Consider the following 22,222-nt stretch of genomic DNA (forward strand, 5'->3'; position numbering starts at 1 on the left):
CATGATACTCTGGGGCTTGCTGAGAGATAACCGAAATGATATTAGTAAATTCAACATTCCCTTAGATGAATGTGCTAAATAATAACCAGTTGTTAAATTTTTGTACAAAATCACTCGATGATAGCGCAGCGACGCGCTTGTAGAGAAAACTCTCTCTATCCTATTGAATATCATGTTTTTTTAGTGATGCTCGATGTCCGGCAAGGCTGCCCTCAACGATGCGGTACTCACCGTAAAAGAGAATTGCTTAACAAATTTGCAAAATGTATTGGCGCGCGTTTACGCCATTTGATACTTTCCGGCCTAATATTTTGCAGCATAAAACAAGCAGATGAGAATTATTTTCATATGGTTCTCTTCTCAGATATCCAGCGCAGGTCTCAAACAGGGGAGGCCTGTAAAGAATCGACGCAAGACGGCCATACGAGCGGTCAGTAATAAAAAAGTCGGTGATAGCAAGCAGTAAAAGAAGAACCTGACAGCAGCAAAAAAAACTCCTGCGCTGTACAGGCCCCAACAGGGGATTACACAGCTGGCGAAGGCCAGTCATTATAATGAGTGGAGTACCAACACAATGTCCATCATCACAAAAAAAAATCTGGTAGCGGCGGGGATTTTAACTGCGCTAATCGCGGGCAACGCTGCAATGGCTGCGGACGTTCCTGCAGGTGTTCAACTGGCTGAGAAACAGACGCTGGTGCGTAACAACGGTGCGGAAGTTCAGTCTCTTGACCCGCACAAAATTGAAGGTGTTCCTGAGTCTAACGTTAACCGCGACCTGTTCGAAGGCCTGCTGGTGACAGACGTAGACGGCCACCCGGCGCCGGGTGTAGCCGAAAAATGGGAAAACAAAGATTTCAAAGTCTGGACCTTCCATCTGCGTAAAGATGCGAAATGGTCCGACGGTACGCCGGTCACGGCCGAAGATTTCGTTTATAGCTGGCAGCGTCTGGCGAATCCAACCACCGCCTCTCCGTATGCGAGCTACCTGCAATATGGCCACATTGCCAATATTGATGACATCATCGCGGGCAAAAAACCTGTTACCGACCTGGGCGTAAAAGCGATCGATGCCAATACCTTTGAAGTGACGTTGAGCGAACCTGTTCCGTACTTCTATAAGCTGCTGGTTCACCCGTCCGTCTCCCCGGTACCAAAATCCGCCGTGGAAAAATTTGGTGAAAAATGGACGCAGCCTGTCAATATCGTGACCAACGGTGCCTATAAGCTGAAAGACTGGGTGGTCAACGAGCGTATGGTGCTTGAGCGTAACCCGCAATACTGGGACAACGCGAAAACCGTCATTAATCAGGTGACCTACCTGCCAATTTCGTCTGAAGTGACTGACGTTAACCGCTACCGCAGCGGTGAAATCGACATGACCTATAACAACATGCCGATTGAACTGTTCCAGAAACTGAAAAAAGAGATCCCTAAAGAAGTTCACGTCGATCCGTATCTGTGCACCTACTACTATGAAATCAACAACCAGAAAGCACCGTTCACCGACGTACGCGTTCGTACTGCGCTGAAGTTGGCTCTGGATCGCGATATCATCGTAAACAAAGTGAAAAACCAGGGCGATCTGCCGGCATACAGCTATACCCCTCCATACACCGATGGTGCAAAACTGACCGAGCCAGACTGGTTCAAACAGACTCAGGAACAGCGTAACGCAGAAGCGAAGAAACTGCTGGCCGAAGCGGGCTATACCGCAGATAAGCCGCTGACCTTCAGCCTGTTGTACAACACCTCCGATCTGCACAAAAAACTGGCTATCGCCGTCGCTTCGATCTGGAAGAAAAACCTGGGCGCGAACGTGAAGCTGGAGAACCAGGAGTGGAAAACCTTCCTCGACAGCCGTCATCAGGGCACCTTTGATGTGGCACGTGCTGGCTGGTGTGCGGACTATAACGAACCGACCTCCTTCCTGAATACCATGCTGAGCGACAGCTCGAACAACACCGCTCACTATAAGAGCCCGGCGTTCGACAAGCTGATTGGCGACACGCTGAAAACCACTGACGAAGCACAGCGTACAGAACTGTACTCTAAGGCCGAGCAGCAGCTGGATAAAGATTCCGCGATCGTTCCGGTTTACTACTACGTTAACGCCCGTCTGGTGAAACCGTGGGTAGGTGGATATACCGGTAAAGACCCGATGGATAATATCTACGTTAAAAACTTGTATATTATCAAGCATTAATGGCAATGAGTGGGGCGGGCGTGCTCGCCCCACGGTGTCTAACCAACGTCACATAATATAGGCACACGCCAGAAGGTACGGGCAATGTTGAAATTTATCCTACGTCGCTGTCTTGAAGCGATTCCAACGCTATTTATTCTCATCACGATTTCCTTCTTCATGATGCGCCTTGCGCCGGGAAGTCCATTTACCGGTGAGCGTACGCTACCGCCTGAAGTCATGGCGAATATTGAAGCGAAATACCACTTGAACGATCCTATCTCCACCCAGTACTTCAACTACCTGAAGCAGCTAGCGCACGGCGATTTTGGACCGTCATTTAAATATAAAGACTATTCCGTTAACGACCTGGTCGCGTCCAGCTTCCCGGTTTCGGCTAAGTTGGGTGCTGCGGCATTCATTCTGGCCATCGTTTTCGGGGTCACCGCAGGCGTCATTGCCGCGCTCAGACAAAATACCAAATGGGATTATGCCGTAATGGGGGTGGCAATGACCGGGGTAGTGATACCCAGCTTCGTTGTCGCGCCATTACTGGTGATGATATTTGCCATTACGCTGAAGTGGCTGCCTGGCGGCGGCTGGAACGGCGGGGCATTGAAGTTCATGATATTGCCGATGGTGGCATTATCTCTGGCGTACATCGCCAGCATCGCGCGTATCACCCGTGGTTCAATGATCGAAGTTCTGCACTCGAACTTCATTCGTACCGCGCGCGCTAAAGGACTGCCGATGCGTCGGATTATCTTCCGCCACGCGCTCAAACCGGCGCTGTTGCCCGTGCTCTCCTACATGGGACCGGCATTTGTCGGGATCATCACCGGCTCGATGGTTATCGAAACAATCTACGGCCTGCCTGGCATTGGTCAGCTGTTTGTAAACGGCGCGCTCAACCGCGATTATTCGCTGGTACTGAGCCTGACCATTCTCGTCGGTGCGCTGACCATTCTCTTTAATGCTATCGTCGATGTGCTGTATGCCGTCATCGACCCGAAAATCCGTTACTAACTGGAGCACGCCATGATGTTGAGTAAGAAAAACAGCGAGGCGCTGGAAAACTTCAGTGAAAAACTGGAAGTAGAAGGTCGTAGCCTCTGGCAGGACGCGCGCCGTCGCTTTATGCACAACCGTGCAGCGGTTGCCAGTCTGGTTGTTCTGGTGATCATCGCGCTGTTTGTGACCCTGGCGCCGATGCTGTCGCAATTTACCTATTTCGACACCGACTGGGGCATGATGTCCAGCGCGCCGGATATGGAATCAGGCCACTATTTTGGCACGGACTCCTCGGGACGCGACCTGCTGGTGCGTGTCGCTATCGGTGGCCGTATCTCGCTGATGGTCGGTATTGCTGCCGCGCTGGTCGCGGTGATCGTGGGTACGCTCTACGGCTCACTTTCCGGTTACCTCGGCGGCAAAATAGACTCGGTAATGATGCGTCTGCTGGAAATCCTGAACTCCTTCCCGTTTATGTTCTTCGTCATCCTGCTGGTGACCTTCTTCGGCCAGAATATCCTGCTGATCTTCGTGGCCATCGGGATGGTGTCCTGGCTGGATATGGCGCGTATTGTCCGCGGCCAGACGCTGAGCCTCAAACGCAAAGAGTTTATCGAAGCCGCGCAGGTGGGCGGTGTTTCTACCGGGAATATCGTGGTTCGCCATATCGTTCCTAACGTGCTGGGCGTGGTGGTGGTCTATGCCTCACTGCTGGTGCCAAGCATGATCCTGTTTGAATCTTTCCTGAGCTTCCTCGGTCTCGGCACACAAGAGCCTCTGAGCAGCTGGGGCGCGCTGCTGAGTGACGGTGCAAACTCAATGGAAGTGTCTCCGTGGCTGCTGTTATACCCGGCGGGTTTCCTGGTCGTCACCCTGTTTTGTTTTAACTTTATCGGCGATGGCCTGCGTGATGCCCTCGACCCGAAAGACCGTTAAGGAGCGCCGTCATGACAATTATTGAAACGGCCACTGCGCCACAGGCGCAACAGCAGAATAACCTTTTGCTGGATGTGAAAGACCTCCGCGTGACCTTTAAAACGCCGGACGGGGATGTTACCGCCGTCAACGATCTCAACTTCAACCTGCGCGCGGGTGAAACGCTGGGGATCGTGGGGGAATCCGGTTCCGGAAAATCACAGACTGCCTTTGCGCTGATGGGCCTGCTGGCTGCTAACGGCGTGATTGGCGGCTCCGCTAAATTCAACGGTCGTGAAATCCTCAACCTGCCGGAACACGAGCTGAACAAGCTGCGCGCTGAGCAGATCTCGATGATTTTCCAGGATCCCATGACCTCGCTGAATCCGTATATGCGCGTAGGCGAGCAGCTGATGGAAGTCCTGATGCTGCACAAAGGCCTGGGCAAAGCGGAAGCTTTTGAAGAGTCGGTCAAAATGCTGGATGCGGTGAAAATGCCGGAAGCGCGTAAGCGTATGCGCATGTTCCCTCACGAGTTTTCTGGCGGTATGCGTCAGCGCGTGATGATTGCGATGGCGCTGCTGTGCCGTCCAAAGCTGCTGATTGCCGATGAACCTACCACCGCGCTGGACGTTACCGTTCAGGCGCAAATCATGACCCTGTTGAACGAGCTGAAGCGCGAGTTCAACACGGCGATTATCATGATCACCCACGACCTGGGCGTTGTGGCGGGCATCTGCGACAAAGTGCTGGTGATGTACGCCGGTCGTACCATGGAATACGGCAAAGCGCGCGATGTCTTCTATCAGCCTGCGCACCCGTACTCCATTGGTCTGCTGAACGCGGTGCCGCGTCTTGATGCGGAAGGGGAATCCCTGCTCACCATTCCGGGCAACCCGCCAAACCTGCTGCGTCTGCCGAAAGGCTGTCCTTTCCAGCCGCGCTGCCCGCACGCAATGGAAATCTGCAACAGCGCTCCGCCGCTGGAAGAGTTTGCACCAGGCCGTCTGCGCGCCTGCTTTAAGCCGCAGGAGGAGCTGGTATGAACGCATTAGATGAAAAACGCAACGTGCTGCTCGAAATCGCCGATCTTAAAGTGCATTTCGACATCAAAGACGGAAAACAGTGGTTCTGGCAGCCGCCGAAGACCCTGAAAGCGGTGGACGGCGTCACGCTGCGCCTGTACGAAGGGGAAACCCTGGGCGTGGTGGGAGAGTCCGGCTGCGGTAAATCGACCTTTGCGCGAGCCATTATCGGTCTGGTCAAAGCCACCGACGGTAAAGTGGCCTGGCTGGGTAAAGATCTGCTGGGCATGAAGCCCGACGAGTGGCGCGAGGTGCGCAGCGATATCCAGATGATTTTCCAGGATCCGCTGGCATCATTAAACCCGCGTATGACCATCGGTGAGATTATTGCCGAGCCGCTGCGCACCTATCATCCGAAGATGTCTCGTCAGGAAGTGCGCGACCGCGTGAAGGCGATGATGATGAAAGTCGGCCTGTTGCCAAACCTCATCAACCGCTATCCGCATGAGTTCTCCGGCGGTCAGTGCCAGCGTATTGGTATTGCCCGTGCGCTGATCCTCGAACCGAAGCTGATTATCTGCGATGAGCCGGTTTCCGCACTGGATGTGTCCATTCAGGCGCAGGTGGTTAACCTGCTGCAGAAGCTGCAGCGCGAAATGGGGCTGTCGCTGATCTTCATCGCGCATGACCTGGCCGTGGTGAAACACATTTCTGACCGCGTGCTGGTGATGTATCTGGGGCATGCCGTGGAGCTGGGCACCTATGACGAGGTGTACCATAATCCATTGCACCCATACACCAGAGCGCTGATGTCCGCGGTGCCGATCCCCGATCCGGATCTGGAAAAGAATAAAACCATCCAGCTTCTGGAAGGGGAATTACCTTCGCCGATTAACCCGCCTTCAGGCTGCGTCTTCCGCACGCGCTGCCCGATGGCCGGGCCGGAATGTGCTAAAACGCGACCGGTTCTCGAAGGCAGCTTCCGACATGCGGTTTCCTGCCTGAAAGTAGACCCGTTATAATCGCAAGGGCTGACATGATGTCAGCCCTTATTTTTTGCGAGGTAACTGTGTCGCGTTTATTCACGTTAGCCCGTCGGCGGCTATATCATTTTTTATTCGATCCTGAAACGGTTTCCGGGAGGCGCTTTGAAGGTCTGTGCGGTTTATTTGCGCTCCTCAGCGTGGTTGTCATCTTTATTGAATCGGGTGCCGGGACGCAATACCACCTGACGTTTGACGAATGGCATATCTTTGTCTGGCTTGAGCTGGCGATTACCCTGGTTTTTACCGCTGAATATCTCCTGCGGGTAATAGCCTGGCCCAACCCGGCCAGATATGTTTTCAGCTTCTGGGGATTTATCGATTTAGCCACCATCCTGCCGCTCTATGTTATGTGGCTGTGGCCGGAGATTAGCCTGAGTTATGTCTTTGCCTGGCGAGCGATGCGCGTGATTCGGGTATTACGTATTCTGAAATTACTGCGTTTTATGCCGTCATTACGCGTGTTCTGGAGTGCGATCGTCAGCGCCCGCCATCAGCTTATTTTGTTCTACTCGTTTATTGCCATCGTCATGATTGTTTTTGGCGCGCTGATGTATTTAATAGAAGGGCCTAAATATGGCTTTACGACGCTCAATGCGTCCGTCTACTGGGCCATTGTGACCGTCACGACCGTGGGTTACGGTGATATTACGCCCCATACGCCACTGGGGCGCATCGTGGCGTCCGTGCTGATTTTGATTGGCTATTCGGTTATTGCCATCCCGACGGGACTTATTACCACACACATGAGCAGCGCGTTTCAGAGCCGCAAGCAGCAGCGCAAATGTCCTCATTGCCAGCAGGGCGAACATGAACACGACGCGCGGTTTTGTCACCGCTGCGGCAGTGAATTACCGGAGTAAATAAAAAAGGCTGCAATCGCAGCCTTTTTTATTATTCGCGCCAGAGAATATGGCACAGCTTGTGGTCTTTCTCCCGACAGAGCAGGACGCGGGCGAAAATATCGTTAATTTCGCCGCCGTCTTCATCGGCCAACCCAATCACCACTTCGGCAAAGAAGTCAGGATTCAGGTCGAAATCCACATGCTCAGCCCAGTCTTCTGAAGGGTCGAACAATTCAGCGCCGCCGCGCTCTTCGAACTGCAGATTAAAGAGGATCACGTCTGCGGGATCGAGGTTATCAACCGCCAGTTCGAGAAAAATGTCATAGGCCTGCTCGAGCGTTTCGTCTTCGGTCAGGCGATTGTTCAGATCCATTTCCATGATGACTACCTGTTTAACATCGTTGGGCACGTTTTACAGCAACGGACTAAAGAAGTAAAACAGTCGTTCGGCAATTCTCTGCCACATCGGACGTTTTACCCACAGTCTGGCATCCAGCAGCCGCGAGCGGGAGATATAATCATCCTGCACCGCCGCAAGGTCGCCGCCAAAGCCTGCATCATCAATGACCAGCGTAATTTCAAAGTTTAGCCACAGGCTGCGCATATCCAGGTTGACCGTTCCCACCAGGCTCAGCTCACCGTCGACAAGAACGCTCTTGGTGTGGAGCAATCCGCCTTCAAACTGGTAAATTTTCACCCCTGCGGCCAGCAGTTCGCTGAAGAATGCCCGGCTGGCCCAGCCCACCAGTAGGGAGTCATTTTTGCGTGGCAAAATGATGCTCACATCGACACCGCGCTGCGCGGCGGTACAGATCGCGTGCAGGAGGTCGTCGCTGGGGACAAAGTAGGGCGTCGTCATGATCAGATATTCACGCGCCGAGTAGGTTGCCGTCAGCAGCGCCTGATGGATTAAGTCTTCCGGGAAGCCCGGCCCGGAAGCAATGGTATGAATGGTGTGACCGCTGGCCTCTTCAAACGGCATAATATTGCCGTCCGGCGGTGGCGGTAGGATACGCTTGCCGGTTTCAATCTCCCAGTCGCAGGAATACACGATGCCCATCGAGGTGGCAATCGGCCCCTCCATTCGCGCCATCAAATCAACCCATTGACCTACGCCCGAGTCCTGTTTGAAGAAGCGCGGGTCAACCATATTCATGCTGCCGGTGTAGGCAATATAGTTATCGATCATGATCATTTTGCGATGCTGACGAAGATCCATCCGGCGCAGAAATACGCGCAGGAGATTCACCTTCAACGCCTCAACCACTTCGATCCCGGCATTACGCATCATGCCCGCCCAGGGGCTACGGAAAAATGCCACGCTACCCGCGGAGTCAAGCATCAGGCGGCAGTGAATGCCGCGTCGCGCCGCGGCCATCAGGGATTCCGCGACCTGGTCAGCCATCCCGCCGGGCTGCCAGATATAAAAAACCATCTCGATATTATGACGCGCCAGCTGAATATCGCGGATTAACGCCTGCATGACGTCGTCGGACGAGGTCAGCAGCTGCAGTTGATTGCCCTTAACGCCGCCAATCCCCTGACGGCGCTCGCACAGCTTAAACAGTGAGGAGGCGACACTGCTGTTCTCCTCGGCAAAAATATGTTTGCAGGCTTTAAGGTCGTTCAGCCACTTCGCGGTGGAGGGCCACATGGCGCGGGCCCGCTCGGCGCGGCGTTTACCCAGATGAAGCTCGCCGAAAGAGAGATAGGCAATAATTCCCACCAGCGGGAGGATATAAATGATCAGAAGCCAGGCCATGGCAGAGGGTACGGCTCTGCGCTTCATCAGGATGCGTAATGTCACACCCGCGATTAACAGCCAGTATCCCAAAATGACCAGCCAACTCACCACGGTGTAGAAGGTTGTCATAGGTAAAAAAATCCTTTTGAAAGCGTATTGTTATGAGTGTACGCATCAGGATTCATCTGGCAAATAAAAACGCCAGGTAAAAGCGCTGGTTTGCTGCCGGGTTGGGTTTATAATGGCGACTCTGTTAGTTAAAGAGTTGTAGACATGAAGCGCAGTAGAACAGAAGTAGGGCGCTGGCGCATGTTGCGACAGGTGAGTCGTCGCAAGGCTCGTTGGCTGGAAGCACAATCCCGCCGCAATATGCGTATTCACGCCATCAGAAAATGTGGATTGACCAGGCACCGCAATGCGTTGCTGTTCGCAGTCCAGGATATCTGAAACCATGAGGGCACCGTAACGGGTGCCCACTGATTTTATAGCGTCTGATTTTTTAGGAATAGCGTATTTGCAGCGATATTCCTGTTGTGTTTAGCAAAAGGAGGGAGAAGTGTTTGCGGAGTTTGGCGTACTGAATTTCTGGACGTATGTTGTCGGCGCATTTTTTATCGTGCTGGTGCCAGGGCCGAATACCCTGTTTGTGCTAAAAACCGGGATCGGTCACGGCGTTAAAAAAGGGTATCTTGCCGCCACGGGCGTATTTATCGGCGATGCGGTGCTGATGTTTCTGGCCTGGGCGGGCGTCGCGGCATTAATTCAGACCACGCCGGTACTGTTTAATATCGTGCGCTATCTCGGGGCCTTCTATCTGCTCTGGCTGGGCGGCAAAATGCTCTGGTCAGTGGTGAACCGCCAGAAAAATGCGCATGAGAGCGGCCCTGAACCGGCCAGTATGATCATGAAACGTTCGCTGGTGTTAAGCCTGACCAATCCCAAAGCGATTCTGTTCTACGTATCGTTCTTCGTTCAGTTCATTGACGTGAAGGCACAGAGCACCGGCACTTCTTTCCTGATCCTCGCGACGACGCTGGAGTTAATAAGCTTTATGTACATGAGCTTCCTGATCTTCTCCGGCGCGTTTGTGACGCGTTATCTGAAAACGAAAAAGAAACTGGCAAAGCTGGGGAACGGGCTGATAGGGCTGCTGTTTGTCGGGTTTGCGGCGAGGTTAGCCTCGCTGCATTGATGGTTTGAAAGGCTCCTGAGGGAGCCTTTTTATTATGTTTGACAACACCTCAACTGTTAGTTGTATAGTGCAACTAACCGATGAGGGCAGAACATGCACAGCGAAACTCCACTAGTCAGTGTTATTCGACGTTCCTCGCGCCTGATGGTGCGAGAGTTAGGATTTATGGGGTCTACCCTGGCCTCAACGAATTACTCGCCTTCGGCCGTCCATACTCTGGTCGAAATTGCTCTACGCAAAGAAATGACGGCGAGCCAGCTGGTGCAGCTGCTGGGCCTGGATAAATCCAGCGTCAGTCGGATGCTGGCTCGTCTGATTGCCGCGGGGGAGCTCGAGGAGGTTATTTCAGCTGAAGATGCGAGAGCGAAGAGTCTCAGGCTGACCGCGAAAGGTCATGAGACGGTCAGTAAAATTAATACCTTTAGCAACGAGCGCGTGGTCTCAGCAATAAAGAGTCTTGCTCCTGCCCAGCAGCAGACCATTTCTGAAGGACTCTCCCTTTATGCCAACGCGCTTCTGGCGTGCCGTGAAAAGGGCAACGACACGCACCCTGACGAGCTTACGATAGTGCAGGGGTATATCCCCGGCATGATTGGCCGTATTGCGGAAATGCACGGGAGTTATTACGTTCGTGAACATCATTTTGGCCGCTTTTTTGAGGCCAAAGTGGCTACAGGGGTTGCAGAATTTAGTGACCGCCTGGATAAGCCATGCAATCAGATCTGGCTGGCGGTGATGGACGGCAGAATAGTGGGATCTGTGGCGATAGACGGCGAGGATTTAGCGCCGGGTGAAGCCCATCTTCGCTGGTTTATTCTTGATGATGGCTGTCGGGGACACGGCGTGGGGAAAAAATTGCTGACCAAAGCGATGCGTTTTTGCGACAGCGTGGGTTTTTCTGCCGTGCATCTCTGGACATTCAATAAATTGACTGCGGCACGACGTTTATACGAATCGTTTGGATTTACGCTCGCCAAAGAGTGGAAGGGCGATCAGTGGGGAACCCTTATAACGGAGCAACAGTTTACCCGGCGCAGAGACGCGTAACCTCTACTATGAAAAAGGCTCCTTTCGGAGCCGCTTTGGTATCAGAACACTTTCTTATACGGTCTGACCGTTACTTTCGCATACACACCTGCGGCAACATACGGATCTGCGTCAGCCCATGCCTGAGCGCTTTCCTGAGATTCAAACTCAGCAATCACGGTGGAACCAGCAAAACCGGCAGCACCCGGATCGTTGCTGTCTACTGCGGGCATGGGGCCAGCGGTCAGTAAACGGCCCTCATCCTGGAGCAGCTGCAAACGTGCCAGATGCGCAGGGCGCACGGACTGGCGTTTTTCGAGCGAATCAGCAACATCTTCAGAGTAAATCACGTATAACACGGCGAAGCTCCTTAACCGGTAAAAGTGTCAGTTACGTTATGTGAAAGGGTAAACGACTGCAATGTAAAATAAAAACAATGTTAATACCCTGATCTGAATGCGCCTTTTTTGGCCTCTCATGCGCTAAAGTTGCGTCAGAACAAAGTGTCTTATTGAATATGATTGCTATTTGCATTTAAAATCAGTGTTCGGTTTTTTAACGTTGATGAATATGACTTCGATGACCCTTGATTTACCTCGCCGCTTTCCCTGGCCGACGCTGCTTTCTGTCGTGATTCACGGTGCCGTTGTGGCGGGTTTGCTGTATACCTCGGTTCATCAGGTTATTGAAATGCCCGCGCCCGCGCAGCCGATTTCGGTGACGATGGTATCGCCAGCGGATCTCGAGCCGCCGCAGGTTGCCCCTCCGCCGCCGCAGCCGGTGGCAGAGCCTGAGCCAGAACCCGAGCCCGTTCCGGAGCCACCGAAGGAAGCCCCGGTAGTGATCCACAAACCTGAACCGAAGCCAAAACCTAAGCCGAAGCCAAAGCCGGTGAAGAAGGTCGAGGAGCGTCCGAAACGCGAGGAACGTCCGGTTGAACCGCGCGCGACCCAGACGGTGGAGAATGCGGCGCCTTCGCGTCCGGTGATGAATAACACCGCAGCCGCGCCTAAGCCGACAGTCAGTGCCCCTGCGGGTCCGCGCGCGCTGAGTCGCAACCAGCCTCAGTATCCGGCGCGAGCGCAGGCCTTGCGTATTGAAGGCCGCGTACGGGTTAAATTTGACGTTACTGCCGATGGCCGCGTGGATAACGTGGAAATATTGTCCGCTCAGCCTTCTAATATGTTTGAGCGCGAAGTGAAATCGGCGATGCGCAGATGGCGCTATGAGGCCGGGAAACCGGGCAACGGACTGATTGTGAATATAGTTTTCCGCCTGAATGGCGGGGCGCAAATGGAATAAAAAAAGCCTCCTGATGGAGGCTTTTTTTTTGCCTGTCAATCAGGCCTGCGGAAGTTGACGAGGTTTGCCCTCGCTGTCCACTGCAACATAAATAAACAGCGCTTCGGTGGCCTTATAACGCTGCCCAATAGGTTCAGAAGAGACTTTCTTAACCCATACTTCGATGTTGATTGAAATAGAGGTGTTGCCGCGTTTGACGCAGCGCGCGTAGCAGCAAACCACATCTCCCACCGCAACCGGGCGCAGGAAGGTCATGCCGTCCACTCGCACAGTCACCACGCGCCCGTGGGCAATCTCTTTTGCCAGAATTGCGCCGCCCATATCCATCTGCGACATCAGCCAGCCGCCAAAAATATCGCCATTGGCATTGGTGTCAGCGGGCATTGCCAGTGTGCGTAAAACCAGTTCGCCCTGCGGGGCGTTAGTTGTTGTCATTGTTTTAACTCGTAACGGAAGACTTCAGGCGGGATGCTACTATGATTTTACAGTGGAGAGAATAGACCAGAACGCCTGTCGTTGACGTTCTGGTCAGTCATTAATCAGTGCTTGTCGTCTTGCGGCATGTGGCGATAGATGTATACGCCGCTTAACAGCGTGAAGATAAGGGTCAGCGCAGTCAGGCCAAAGACCTTGAAGTTGACCCATATATTCTGCGGCAGCCAGAAGGCGATATAGATATTGGCAAGACCACAGAGAATAAAGAAGACCGCCCAGGCGATATTCAAACGGGACCAGACTTCCTGAGGCAGCGTCAGCTCTTTGCCCAGCATGCGCTGGATCAGCGGTTTTTTCATCACCCACTGGCTGATTAACAGTGCACCAGCGAACAGCGCATAAATGACGGTCACTTTCCACTTAATAAATTCATCATTGTGGAAGAACAGCGTAAGCCCGCCGAACACGGCGACCAGGACGAACGTTATCAGCGCCATCTTTTCGACTTTACGATAGCGAACCCAGCTGTAGATCAGAACAACAGCCGTTGCAACGATCAGCGCAGTGGTCGCGGCATAAATGTCATACAGCTTATAAAAAGCAAAAAAGACCACGAGCGGTAAAAAATCAAGAAACTGCTTCATTCTGTGATTCCATCTTCTGAACGGGGCGGGTGGCAGCGATGCCGCCCGCCTCAGGATTACTGACGAATTAACATATACAGGCGGAACAGATAGACCAGCAGTACCGCTGAAATCAGATTGCTCAGCGTATTCGCCACTACCGCGCCAACGTTCGGCGTTAATACCGCAAAATTCGGTGCAAACAACAGCAGGAGCGTTTTGGCGAGCAGCCAGCCGATCACGGCGGGAGCCACCAGACGCATATTCGCCCATGCCAGTCTGATGCTGCTGCGCATCGCGGTAAAAATTCCCATCTTATCCTGCACCACCATCACAGGCGCAAATGAGAGCACGATAGCCAGTAATACGCCCGGCACCACGACCAGCATAATCCCCATTTGCACCAGCATGGTGGTTAAAAAGATCAGGATAAACAGCTTAGGTAAGACTGGCGCACTCGCACCAATCGCCCGTAAGGCGCTGACCCGGTGACCCGCCGAGACCAGCTGAATCATCAGCAAAACGCCGCCCGCCAGAACCGCATTACCAATCAGGCCTGAGAAAGTTGACGCGGCAGACGCCCGCAGCAGAATTTGCTGCTGTTCCGGCGTCATGTTTTGCACCAGTTCAAACAGCCCCACGCTTCCGGCAAGATGGTCGCCCTGGCTCAGGCTGGCAATCTGTTCTTCACTCGGTGAGAAGGCATGGCCCAGCACCACCGTGATAAAGGCACATAGCAACGCGATCAGTAAAAAGGTTATGAACTGATTGCGGAAAAAGTTTCCCGTGTCACGGTAGACAGACTTCGCCGTGATAGACATGCACTCTCCTTGAGTATTGCAGGTGTTAATTAGCCGGCAATTGTACACCGGATGCACCTGCTGTGGCAGCATCAAGGCTTGTATGGAAAAGCATATCTTTGTAAAGCGGCGGTAATCCAACGCGCGCCCGGGCGCGATTGCAGGCTTCGTTGACCTGGCCATCTTCCCCCGACATGGCAAATTCCCGGCACGGGCTGGGCCGATCCTCATAGATGGAACACCGGGTAGAGACCCCGGGCTCGCCCTGTAGCGCCACGCAGCGGGCCTGCTTTTGGTTTGTGCCGCTCATGCAGCGCAGAAAGGGCGTTAGCGGCTCTGTGAGATGAACCGGAACGGTACCGCCGCCATCGCTGGCTTCGGCCCAGTAGAAAGAGACTCGAAAATACGCACAACAGGCTCCGCACGTCATGCACGGGTTGATATCACTCATGGCACACCTGCTAAAGAAGAACGCATCAAATCAACTTGTGAGAGCGATAAATTATCCAGCCGCCAGAGGAAGAGCAAGAGGGGGAAAAGGGAAAATTTTGTAACCGTGAAATGCCAAAAATTGACATGGAAACAACTTATCGCTTTTGGATGCGTAACAAAAAATTAATCCAGATCAATGAATGTTAAGTTACTGGTTTTAATGTGATCTGTAGCAGATCACTTATTACTCATTTGTAAGTATATTCTCATCCGCGATTAAAACCACAACGATGGAGCGGATATGAAAAAATTAGCGGTGGCAGCCCTTGTATTAAGCAGTCTCTCTGGCGGCGCGTATGCGCATGAAGCAGGCGAATTCTTTATTCGTGCCGGTTCGGCTACGGTTCGCCCGACTGAAGGATCGGATAACGTGCTGGGTATGGGCGGTTTTAACGTCAGTAATAACACCCAGTTAGGGTTAACGTTCACCTATATGGCGACGGAAAACGTTGGTGTTGAGCTTCTGGCTGCAACGCCGTTCCGTCATCGCGTAGGTCTGGGCGCAACCGGTGATATCGCTACGGTTCACCATTTACCGCCAACGCTGATGGCGCAATGGTACTTTGGTGATGCCAGCAGCAAGGTGCGTCCTTATATTGGCGCCGGTGTGAACTACACCACTTTCTTCGACGAGAAGTTTAACGATACCGGTAAAGAGGCCGGTCTGACTGACCTCAGCCTGAAAGATTCATGGGGTATGGCGGGGCAGGTCGGTCTGGACTATCTGATTAACCGCGACTGGCTGATTAACGCCTCGGTCTGGTACATGGATATTGATACGGACGTACGCTTCAAAGCGGGCGGTCAGCAGCAAAGTATCAATACTCGCCTGGATCCGTGGGTGTTTATGTTCTCTGCGGGTTATCGTTTCTAATCCCCCGTCAAACTGGCCACAGGGTGGCCAGTTTGCTTTGCTCACTTCAAAACGACGGATAAACCGGCCGCTCATCAAGCTTTACGCAGTGCCTCAGGATATTTTCTCCATCATATAAATAGCTGAAAGCGTCGCTGGACAGGGAATGAAAGAGAATATCGCCGTTGGCAAACGGGATGATTTCGGTATCACCTGCACGTTTATGTCCCGCGCCGGTTTCAAAATGGCCGTGCCATCGTTCCTGGGTATGGTCATAAACGTGCAGAATGACCTCGACAAGTCCTCTTTGCGGACAATTAAGGCGCAGGAAGGTAGAAGAGAAATTCAGGGACAGCGCATGGAAGGGAATCAATAAGGCGAAAACCAGTAAAGCTCGTAAATACATCAAACCGCGAAAACCTCCTTCAAAAGGGAAGTGAGATTTTACTTAAGTCAAAAAACGCGTTTTTGCCGTGGATCAAGATGTCTTATAATTCAATACGATAAAGGCCCCACGCGAGGCCCTTAGCGATCATTTTTGAATCAAATAGCGAATGGTCGGGCCATCCTGCTGGATATCCAGCACCGTGTAGCCGTGGTTTTTCGCATCCAGCGGAATGTTGTTGATGGACTGCGGACAGTCGCTGACCACTTCCAGAATTTCCCCTTTTTTGAGCTGCGGTAGGGCTTCAAGCGTGGCAACAGCCGGATAAGGGCAGGGTTCACCGACCATATCCAGACGGTAATCGGGCACGATCTCTTTCATGCAGCATTCTCCTGGGTTTCTGTTTTAACACTCGCGCGACGGAAGAAGCGTTTCTCCTGCGCGACAACCAGTAAAAAAGCGACCAGCAGCAGGGCGTAGGTGACCAGCAGGCCGCCGAGAGGGCCGAAGATGTTCAGCAGGTTGACCTTGTCCCAACTCGTGGCAAGCGCCGGGGACAGTTCGTCCCAGAAGTAAGCCAGGATCGTCGAGCCGATAACATTTCCCAGGCCCACCCACCAGTAATGCACCTGACCTTCAACGGCGCGGTACATCCAGCCGGTTTCACACCCGCCAGCCAGCACGATCCCGAAGCCGAACAGCAGGCCGCCAATGACCGCGTTAGGACCGGCCCACATGATTTTCGGTTCGACGCCGAGCTGAACATAGCTGAAGATACCGATGGCGCTGACCGCCATCCCGGCGATAATCGCCTTTGCCATCATCGTACGGCCGGTGATCCACATATCGCGAAACGCGGAGGTAAAGCAGATCTGCGCGCGTTCAATGAGCAGACCAAAACCCACGCCGAACAGCATCGCCAGGCCGAGTTTGGGCTGATTCATCGCAGTGCAAAGCGCCCAGGCGACCATAGCAAAAAAGATCAGCATACCGAGGCGGAAACGGCGACGCGCCTGGTCTGGCTTCTGGGTTAACGGAGACGCTGCGCTGACTTTTGTCATTTTCACCGGAATGCGGAACAGCGGTAGCAGGGTGAATTTTGCACCGAAGTAAGAGCCGATGGCCGTGGCGACAGCAAAGAACCAGGCGTGAAGCGAAAACTGAGGAATCCCCGTAAAGAAAGCGGCCAGGTTACAGCCCATCGCCAGGCGGGCGCCAAACCCGGCAATGATACCGCCGACTACCGCCTGCATTATACGAATGCGGCTTTTAGGCATCCGCAACTTAACGTTGTTTGCCCACAGCGCCGCCGCGAAACAGCCGCCGAACATGCCGATGATCATCATCCCGTCGATGCGGGTAAGCGGCGTGCCGTCCAGATGAATGAGTTTAAAGTAACCCCACTCTTCGGTATGCACGCCAGCGAGCTGTAGCAATTGACCACCCCAGCGGGTGAACTCGCCGGTCACGGCCCAGAAGGTGCCGGTGATGCCGAAATAGTAGGTAGAGAGAATGCCTGCCGCGATAACGGCCGGAACAGGTGACCAGAACTTAACCAGGTAAGTCTGTTTGAAGGCGTGCCATGACATGAATAAGCCTCTGAACTCAGAAGGTGTAAGTGAATTTAACGGACTGGAATATATATCTTTTTCGTTTGCCTCAAAACCTCTCCAAACCTTTTCTCCAAAATACCGCCTCTTTTTATGACCTCAGTCATTAAACCGTGCTGAGTTTGGATTCTCGGCACGGCTGCGGAATTCAGAGAAGCAAGAGCCGTTGATATACCTGATGTTCTGAGAGAGACTCTGGCTGGAGTGCGGGTGGATCCTGAATCGGCGTTAACACCAAAAACGCACTCTTATTCAGCTAACCACCTGGCAGATATAAAAACTGCACCTTAAAACGACAGGGCTGAGATAATTCCCGTGATATGAGTCAAATATATACAAAAGGGTTTGCTTGAAAGCTGAGTTTTAACAGTACCGCTGCTCAAAAACGACTTTTATATGTATCTTTTTTTCAGAATATCCTCATGCTAATTACCTTTGCTAAATTAGAATATTCCCATATGGACTGTTAGTCTTTGATTTTGTTACTTCCGGATATTAAACGATATCAGCCATAGAGGCTGGCATTTCTAAAAGTTTTTGTGAATGGACGCCTCCGTTCGTATTATGAACGTAGAAGGCCTGGTTAGGAGAGAGTGATATGGAAGATGTTGTTTATGTTATCGATGATGATGATGCATATAGGCTGTTTGTGGTTAAATTGTTAATGGCGAAAGGTTATCAGGCTTTTGACTTCAAAGATGCCGAAGAATTTCTCTCCTGCTCCATTGTCGATCGTCCTTCATGCTTAATACTTGAAATTAACACCTCAGACACTAACGGTTTCGATGTGATAGATGCCCTGAAGGAACGTGGCTGTACAATACCGATAATTATCCTGACCATGGCCGGCTCAATCCCACTCTGCGTACGAGCGATGAAAGCAGGTGTTAGGGATTTTTTGACGAAGCCAGTCGAACCAGAAGAATTGATCGATGTCGTGAAAGATGTGCTAAACGAAGCGAGCCACAATTTTTTAGAGCAACAAAGATTATTCGAGCTTTGCAAAAGCTACCATGCCCTGACACGACGCGAAAAGCAGATCTTTGAGTTAGCGATTAACGGCCTACAAAACAAACAAATTGCGTCTGAACTTGGCATATCAGAAATTACCGTGAAGGTCCACCGACGCAGAGTGATGGATAAAATGCAGGTGCGTACTTTAGCTGATTTGGTCCATGCTGCCGGTACGTTACAAATAGGAAAGTCACATTGTCCGCCCCGGAAAAACTATTAATACACCCAAAGCGAAGGCGCGTCATTGCTGCCTGGTCTTTCGGTCTTAAATAGCGGTTCGCGAGAAAGCTACATGACGAGCGATCGCCAGGAAGGATAACCGTCTGGCAGGAAGCCAGACGGTGGAAGGGTTATGCTTTACGCGTCGCCGCTTTCATTGCGGTCACAAACGCTTTCAGCTCGGCCAGCATCTGCTCTGGCTTGTCCACGTTCTTTTCGATGATCTTCACAATCGCGGAGCCGGAGATGGCACCAGCCGCCTTCGCGTCAATCGCTGCAGTGACCTGATCCGGGGAGGAAATCCCGAACCCCTGCAGCGGAGGCGCGGCATGGTACTCGGCCAGCTTCTCCACCAGATGATGTAGAGGCAACGCCGCTTTATTCTCGGCACCGGTCACGCCCGCGCGGGAGAGCAGGTAGGTATACCCGCGTCCGTAAGAGGCAATCTGGCGCAGCAGTTCGTCATCGGCGTTCGGCGGGCAGATGAAAATCGGGGCGACGTTATGGCGCATGGCCGCCTGACGGAATGGCGCAGACTCCTCAACCGGCACGTCTGCCACCAGAACGGAGTCGACGCCCACGCGCGCGCACTCGGCATAGAACTCATCAATACCGCGGTTAAAGACCAGGTTGGCGTACATCAGCAGGCCGATCGGAATGGTCGGGTGCTTCTGGCGAATCGCCGCCAGCATCTCGAAGCACTGGGTTGGCGTCACGCCGGAGGCGAATGCGCGCAGCGTTGCGTTCTGGATGGTCGGGCCATCCGCCAGCGGATCGGAGAACGGAATACCCAGCTCCAGCGCGTCGGCGCCGGCTTCAATCAGGGTGTCGATAATCTTCAGCGACTGTTCCGGGCCCGGATCGCCCAGGGTGACGAAGGGAACGAACGCGCCTTCCTGGCGGGATTTCAGCTCTGCAAATACGTTATCGTAGCGTTCCATCAGATTTCCCCTCGTGCTTTCAGAATATCGTGAACGGTGAAGATATCTTTGTCACCGCGGCCGGAAAGGTTCACCACCAGCAGCTGTTCTTTTTCCGGATTTTCTTTCATCATTTTCAGCGCGTGCGCCAGCGCGTGCGAAGACTCCAGCGCCGGGATGATCCCTTCGCTGCGGCACAGCGTTTTAAAGGCTTCCAGCGCTTCGTCATCGGTAATGGAGACATAGTCCGCGCGGCCGGTGCTGTTCAGATACGCATGCTGCGGCCCGACGGACGGGAAGTCGAGGCCGGCAGAAATAGAGTAAGACTCCTCAATCTGACCCTCATCGGTTTGCATCATCGGGGATTTCATCCCGAAGTAGATCCCCACGCGGCCATGCTTCAGCGGCGCGCCGTGTTCACCCGATTCAATGCCGTGACCGGCAGGCTCTACGCCAATCAGGCCCACGCTGGTGTCGTCGATAAAGTCTGCAAACATGCCGATGGCGTTGGAGCCGCCGCCGACGCAGGCGATCACCGCATCCGGCAGGCGACCCTCTTTTTCGAGGATCTGCGCTTTGGTCTCTTCACCGATCATGCGCTGGAATTCGCGCACGATAGTCGGGAACGGGTGCGGGCCCGCCGCGGTACCAAGCATATAGTGTGCGGTTTCATAGCTGCCAGACCAGTCGCGCAGCGCTTCGTTACAGGCATCCTTCAGCGTCGCGGAGCCGCTGTGCACCGGGATCACTTCTGCTCCCATCAGACGCATACGGAAGACGTTCGGAGACTGACGCTCAACGTCTTTCGCTCCCATATAGATGCGGCATTTCAGACCGAGCAGGGCGCTGGCAAGCGCAGAGGCCACGCCGTGCTGACCCGCACCGGTTTCGGCGATGATTTCGGTTTTGCCCATACGCTTCGCGAGCAGCGCCTGGCCCAGCACCTGGTTAGTTTTATGCGCGCCGCCGTGCAGCAGGTCTTCACGCTTCAGATACAGCGTGGTTTTGGTGCCTTCCGTCAGGTTGCGGCATTTGGTCAGCGCGGTCGGACGACCGGCGTAATTTTTCAGCAGGTCGGTAAATTCAGCCTGAAAAGCCGGGTCTTTCTGCGCGCTGACAAACGCTTCTTCCAGCTGGCGCAGCGCGGGCATCAGGATTTGCGGGACGTACATCCCGCCGAACTCACCAAAATACGGGTTAAGTAATGTCGTCATCTTCTCTTCCTTAATATGCACGCAGAGTTTTAAAAACCGAGGCCAGCTTGCTGGCATCTTTAATACCCGGTTGGGACTCTACGCCTGAATTGAAATCGAGGCCTGCGCAGCCCGTTTTGGCGGCTTCTACGCAGTTATCCGGGCCTAATCCACCCGCCAGCAGGACGTTGTCCAGCTTTGCGCCGTTCAGCAGCGACCAGTCAAAACGCTGGCCGGTACCGCCCTGGCCGTTATCGAGGACGTATCTGTCCACATGGTTCAGGTTACGCGAGGGCAACGTATCGCCAACGCTTTGCGCTTTCCAGATCTGCACCTGTGGTGCCAGCGCGGCGCGCAGGGCATCGATGTAGCTCTGGTCTTCATCGCCGTGGAGCTGCACCGCGTTCAGGGATAACGCGTCGGCTTTGGCCGCAACGTCTGCAATATCTGCGTTGCGGAAAACGCCCACGTAGCTGAGCGGAGCCGCTGCGATGACCTTACGCGCCTGCTCTTCGCTGACCGCGCGTGGGGAGGAATCCACAAAGATCAGCCCGCCGTAAATCGCCCCGGCTTCATACGCGGCCTGAGCATCCTGTTCGCGGGTTAGGCCGCAGACTTTGTTTTCACCCAGCAGCACGCGACGCACGGCCGCATTGAGATCGTCATGCTCCATCATGGCGGAGCCAATCAGGAAACCGTTGGCGAAGTGGCTCAGCTCGCGCACCTGGGCGTAGCTGTTAATGCCGGATTCGCTGATCACCGTAACGCCAGACCCCAGACGCGGCGCCAGCTGACGCGTACGGTTAAGGTCAATGGACAGGTCGCGCAGATCGCGGTTGTTAATGCCGACCACTTTGGCTTCCAGCGCAATCGCGCGCTCCAGCTCCTCTTCGTTGCTCACTTCGGTCAGCACGCCCATATTCAGGCTGTGCGCCACGGCGGAAAGCTGGCGATACTGCTCGTCGTCGAGCACCGAGAGCATCAGCAGGCAGGCGTCGGCCTGGTAAAAACGCGCCAGCCAGATCTGATACGGGTCGATAATAAAGTCTTTGCACAGGATCGGCTGCGGCGCGATGCCGCTGACGATGGGCAGAAAATCGAAGCTGCCCTGAAAATATTTCTCATCCGTCAGCACGGAGATGGCTGAAGCATGATGCTTATAAATGCCGGCAATACGCGCCGGGTCGAAATCGTCACGAATAACGCCTTTGGACGGGGACGCTTTTTTGCACTCAAGAATAAACGCGGTGCGCGTACCCCGCAGGGCGTCATAGAAACGACGGCTGCTCGGGACGACGTCATTCTGGAAACTGGCAAGCGGCTGCTGTTGCTTGCGGGCTTCCACCCAGATGGCCTTATCGGCAACGATTTTCGCTAAAACGGTCTGCAT

At 53.5% G+C, this 22,222-nt stretch carries 25 protein-coding genes; 12 read left to right on the top strand and 13 right to left on the bottom strand.

The window, feature by feature from the left end; genetic code table 11:
* The first annotated feature begins 574 nt into the window (after positions 1-574).
* From oppA to INF68_RS19480, 6 genes are all read left to right on the top strand, one after another.
* On the top strand, positions 575-2,206 hold the full coding sequence (oppA, locus tag INF68_RS19455) for an oligopeptide ABC transporter substrate-binding protein OppA (protein WP_193525401.1): 1,632 nt from the start codon (positions 575-577) through the stop codon (positions 2,204-2,206).
* Positions 2,207-2,290: 84 nt separating this feature from the next.
* Positions 2,291-3,211 (top strand): oligopeptide ABC transporter permease OppB, encoded by a 921-nt coding sequence (gene oppB / locus INF68_RS19460; protein ID WP_008502786.1) that lies wholly within the window; start codon positions 2,291-2,293, stop codon positions 3,209-3,211.
* 12 nt (positions 3,212-3,223) lie between these two features.
* Positions 3,224-4,132, top strand: a complete 909-nt coding sequence (gene oppC / locus INF68_RS19465; RefSeq protein ID WP_023312096.1) for an oligopeptide ABC transporter permease OppC — start codon at positions 3,224-3,226, stop codon at positions 4,130-4,132.
* A gap of 11 nt (positions 4,133-4,143) precedes the next feature.
* On the top strand, positions 4,144-5,157 hold the full coding sequence (locus INF68_RS19470) for an ABC transporter ATP-binding protein (RefSeq protein WP_023312095.1): 1,014 nt from the start codon (positions 4,144-4,146) through the stop codon (positions 5,155-5,157).
* On the top strand, positions 5,154-6,158 hold the full coding sequence (oppF, locus tag INF68_RS19475) for a murein tripeptide/oligopeptide ABC transporter ATP-binding protein OppF (RefSeq protein ID WP_023312094.1): 1,005 nt from the start codon (positions 5,154-5,156) through the stop codon (positions 6,156-6,158). Before INF68_RS19470 ends, oppF begins: the two co-directional genes overlap by 4 nt.
* A 14-nt stretch (positions 6,159-6,172) precedes the next feature.
* Complete coding sequence (locus INF68_RS19480; RefSeq protein ID WP_185874195.1) at positions 6,173-7,042, top strand: ion transporter; 870 nt, start codon at positions 6,173-6,175, stop codon at positions 7,040-7,042.
* A 31-nt stretch (positions 7,043-7,073) separates the two neighbouring features.
* On the opposite strand, the gene INF68_RS19485 is transcribed toward INF68_RS19480, so the two are convergent.
* Together INF68_RS19485 and cls are read right to left on the bottom strand one after the other, a co-directional pair.
* Positions 7,074-7,403: an HI1450 family dsDNA-mimic protein gene (locus INF68_RS19485; protein ID WP_006810881.1), complete on the bottom strand. Its 330-nt coding sequence runs from the start codon at positions 7,401-7,403 to the stop codon at positions 7,074-7,076.
* Positions 7,404-7,436: 33 nt separating this feature from the next.
* On the bottom strand, positions 7,437-8,897 hold the full coding sequence (gene cls, locus INF68_RS19490; protein ID WP_029741729.1) for a cardiolipin synthase: 1,461 nt from the start codon (positions 8,895-8,897) through the stop codon (positions 7,437-7,439).
* A 144-nt stretch (positions 8,898-9,041) separates the two neighbouring features.
* Between cls and INF68_RS19495 the strand changes: the two genes are divergently transcribed.
* The 3 genes from INF68_RS19495 to INF68_RS19505 all read left to right on the top strand — a co-directional run bounded on the left by INF68_RS19495 (position 9,042) and on the right by INF68_RS19505 (position 11,007).
* On the top strand, positions 9,042-9,215 hold the full coding sequence (locus INF68_RS19495) for a YciY family protein (RefSeq protein WP_086379783.1): 174 nt from the start codon (positions 9,042-9,044) through the stop codon (positions 9,213-9,215).
* 109 nt (positions 9,216-9,324) lie between these two features.
* Entirely contained in the window at positions 9,325-9,960 is a 636-nt protein-coding gene (gene leuE / locus INF68_RS19500; protein ID WP_126786828.1) for a leucine efflux protein LeuE, read from the top strand.
* Positions 9,961-10,053: 93 nt separating this feature from the next.
* Positions 10,054-11,007: a helix-turn-helix domain-containing GNAT family N-acetyltransferase gene (locus INF68_RS19505; protein WP_126786829.1), complete on the top strand. Its 954-nt coding sequence runs from the start codon at positions 10,054-10,056 to the stop codon at positions 11,005-11,007.
* A gap of 41 nt (positions 11,008-11,048) precedes the next feature.
* Here the strand turns inward: INF68_RS19505 and INF68_RS19510 are convergent, their stop codons facing one another.
* The gene (locus INF68_RS19510; protein ID WP_126786830.1) at positions 11,049-11,345 is read right to left on the bottom strand and encodes a YciI family protein; all 297 of its coding nucleotides are present in this window, start codon (positions 11,343-11,345) and stop codon (positions 11,049-11,051) included.
* A gap of 220 nt (positions 11,346-11,565) precedes the next feature.
* Here INF68_RS19510 and tonB point away from each other — a divergent pair, with 220 nt between their 5' ends.
* Entirely contained in the window at positions 11,566-12,288 is a 723-nt protein-coding gene (gene tonB / locus INF68_RS19515) for a TonB system transport protein TonB (protein ID WP_032668470.1), read from the top strand.
* 39 nt (positions 12,289-12,327) lie between these two features.
* Here the strand turns inward: tonB and yciA are convergent, their stop codons facing one another.
* From yciA to INF68_RS19535, 4 genes are all read right to left on the bottom strand, one after another.
* Positions 12,328-12,723 carry an acyl-CoA thioester hydrolase YciA gene (gene yciA / locus INF68_RS19520; protein WP_008502796.1) on the bottom strand — a complete coding sequence of 132 codons (396 nt, stop codon included), beginning with the start codon at positions 12,721-12,723 and terminating at the stop codon, positions 12,328-12,330.
* 104 nt (positions 12,724-12,827) lie between these two features.
* Positions 12,828-13,367 carry a septation protein A gene (locus tag INF68_RS19525; protein ID WP_023312088.1) on the bottom strand — a complete coding sequence of 180 codons (540 nt, stop codon included), beginning with the start codon at positions 13,365-13,367 and terminating at the stop codon, positions 12,828-12,830.
* Between the two features lie 56 nt (positions 13,368-13,423).
* Entirely contained in the window at positions 13,424-14,167 is a 744-nt protein-coding gene (locus INF68_RS19530; protein WP_032656704.1) for a YciC family protein, read from the bottom strand.
* 25 nt (positions 14,168-14,192) lie between these two features.
* Complete coding sequence (locus tag INF68_RS19535) at positions 14,193-14,597, bottom strand: YkgJ family cysteine cluster protein (protein ID WP_021240310.1); 405 nt, start codon at positions 14,595-14,597, stop codon at positions 14,193-14,195.
* Positions 14,598-14,879: 282 nt separating this feature from the next.
* On the opposite strand from INF68_RS19535, the gene ompW reads away from it, so the two are divergent.
* Positions 14,880-15,512, top strand: coding sequence for an outer membrane protein OmpW (ompW, locus tag INF68_RS19540; RefSeq protein ID WP_023312086.1), 633 nt, complete (start codon positions 14,880-14,882; stop codon positions 15,510-15,512).
* 46 nt (positions 15,513-15,558) lie between these two features.
* Here ompW and INF68_RS19545 read toward each other — a convergent pair whose 3' ends face one another.
* The 3 genes from INF68_RS19545 to yedE form a co-directional block, all read right to left on the bottom strand.
* Positions 15,559-15,897, bottom strand: coding sequence for a hypothetical protein (locus INF68_RS19545; RefSeq protein WP_047174179.1), 339 nt, complete (start codon positions 15,895-15,897; stop codon positions 15,559-15,561).
* A 126-nt stretch (positions 15,898-16,023) separates the two neighbouring features.
* On the bottom strand, positions 16,024-16,257 hold the full coding sequence (gene yedF / locus INF68_RS19550) for a sulfurtransferase-like selenium metabolism protein YedF (RefSeq protein WP_003856774.1): 234 nt from the start codon (positions 16,255-16,257) through the stop codon (positions 16,024-16,026).
* Positions 16,254-17,465, bottom strand: coding sequence for a selenium metabolism membrane protein YedE/FdhT (yedE, locus tag INF68_RS19555; RefSeq protein ID WP_126786832.1), 1,212 nt, complete (start codon positions 17,463-17,465; stop codon positions 16,254-16,256). Before yedE ends, yedF begins: the two co-directional genes overlap by 4 nt.
* Before the next feature lie 619 nt (positions 17,466-18,084).
* On the opposite strand from yedE, the gene INF68_RS19560 reads away from it, so the two are divergent.
* A complete protein-coding gene (locus INF68_RS19560) occupies positions 18,085-18,720 on the top strand; it encodes a response regulator transcription factor (RefSeq protein ID WP_109843953.1) in 636 nt (211 codons plus the stop codon).
* Positions 18,721-18,850: 130 nt separating this feature from the next.
* On the opposite strand, the gene trpA is transcribed toward INF68_RS19560, so the two are convergent.
* The 3 genes from trpA to trpCF are packed head-to-tail and all read right to left on the bottom strand — an operon-like array spanning position 18,851 to position 22,222.
* Positions 18,851-19,660: a tryptophan synthase subunit alpha gene (gene trpA / locus INF68_RS19565; RefSeq protein ID WP_023312082.1), complete on the bottom strand. Its 810-nt coding sequence runs from the start codon at positions 19,658-19,660 to the stop codon at positions 18,851-18,853.
* Positions 19,660-20,853: a tryptophan synthase subunit beta gene (trpB, locus tag INF68_RS19570; RefSeq protein WP_023312081.1), complete on the bottom strand. Its 1,194-nt coding sequence runs from the start codon at positions 20,851-20,853 to the stop codon at positions 19,660-19,662. Before trpB ends, trpA begins: the two co-directional genes overlap by 1 nt.
* 10 nt (positions 20,854-20,863) lie before the next feature.
* A complete protein-coding gene (gene trpCF, locus INF68_RS19575; RefSeq protein ID WP_126786833.1) occupies positions 20,864-22,222 on the bottom strand; it encodes a bifunctional indole-3-glycerol-phosphate synthase TrpC/phosphoribosylanthranilate isomerase TrpF in 1,359 nt (452 codons plus the stop codon).

The organism is Enterobacter cloacae complex sp. P16RS2, assembly GCF_014982155.1.
GTDB lineage: Bacteria > Pseudomonadota > Gammaproteobacteria > Enterobacterales > Enterobacteriaceae > Enterobacter > Enterobacter cloacae_M.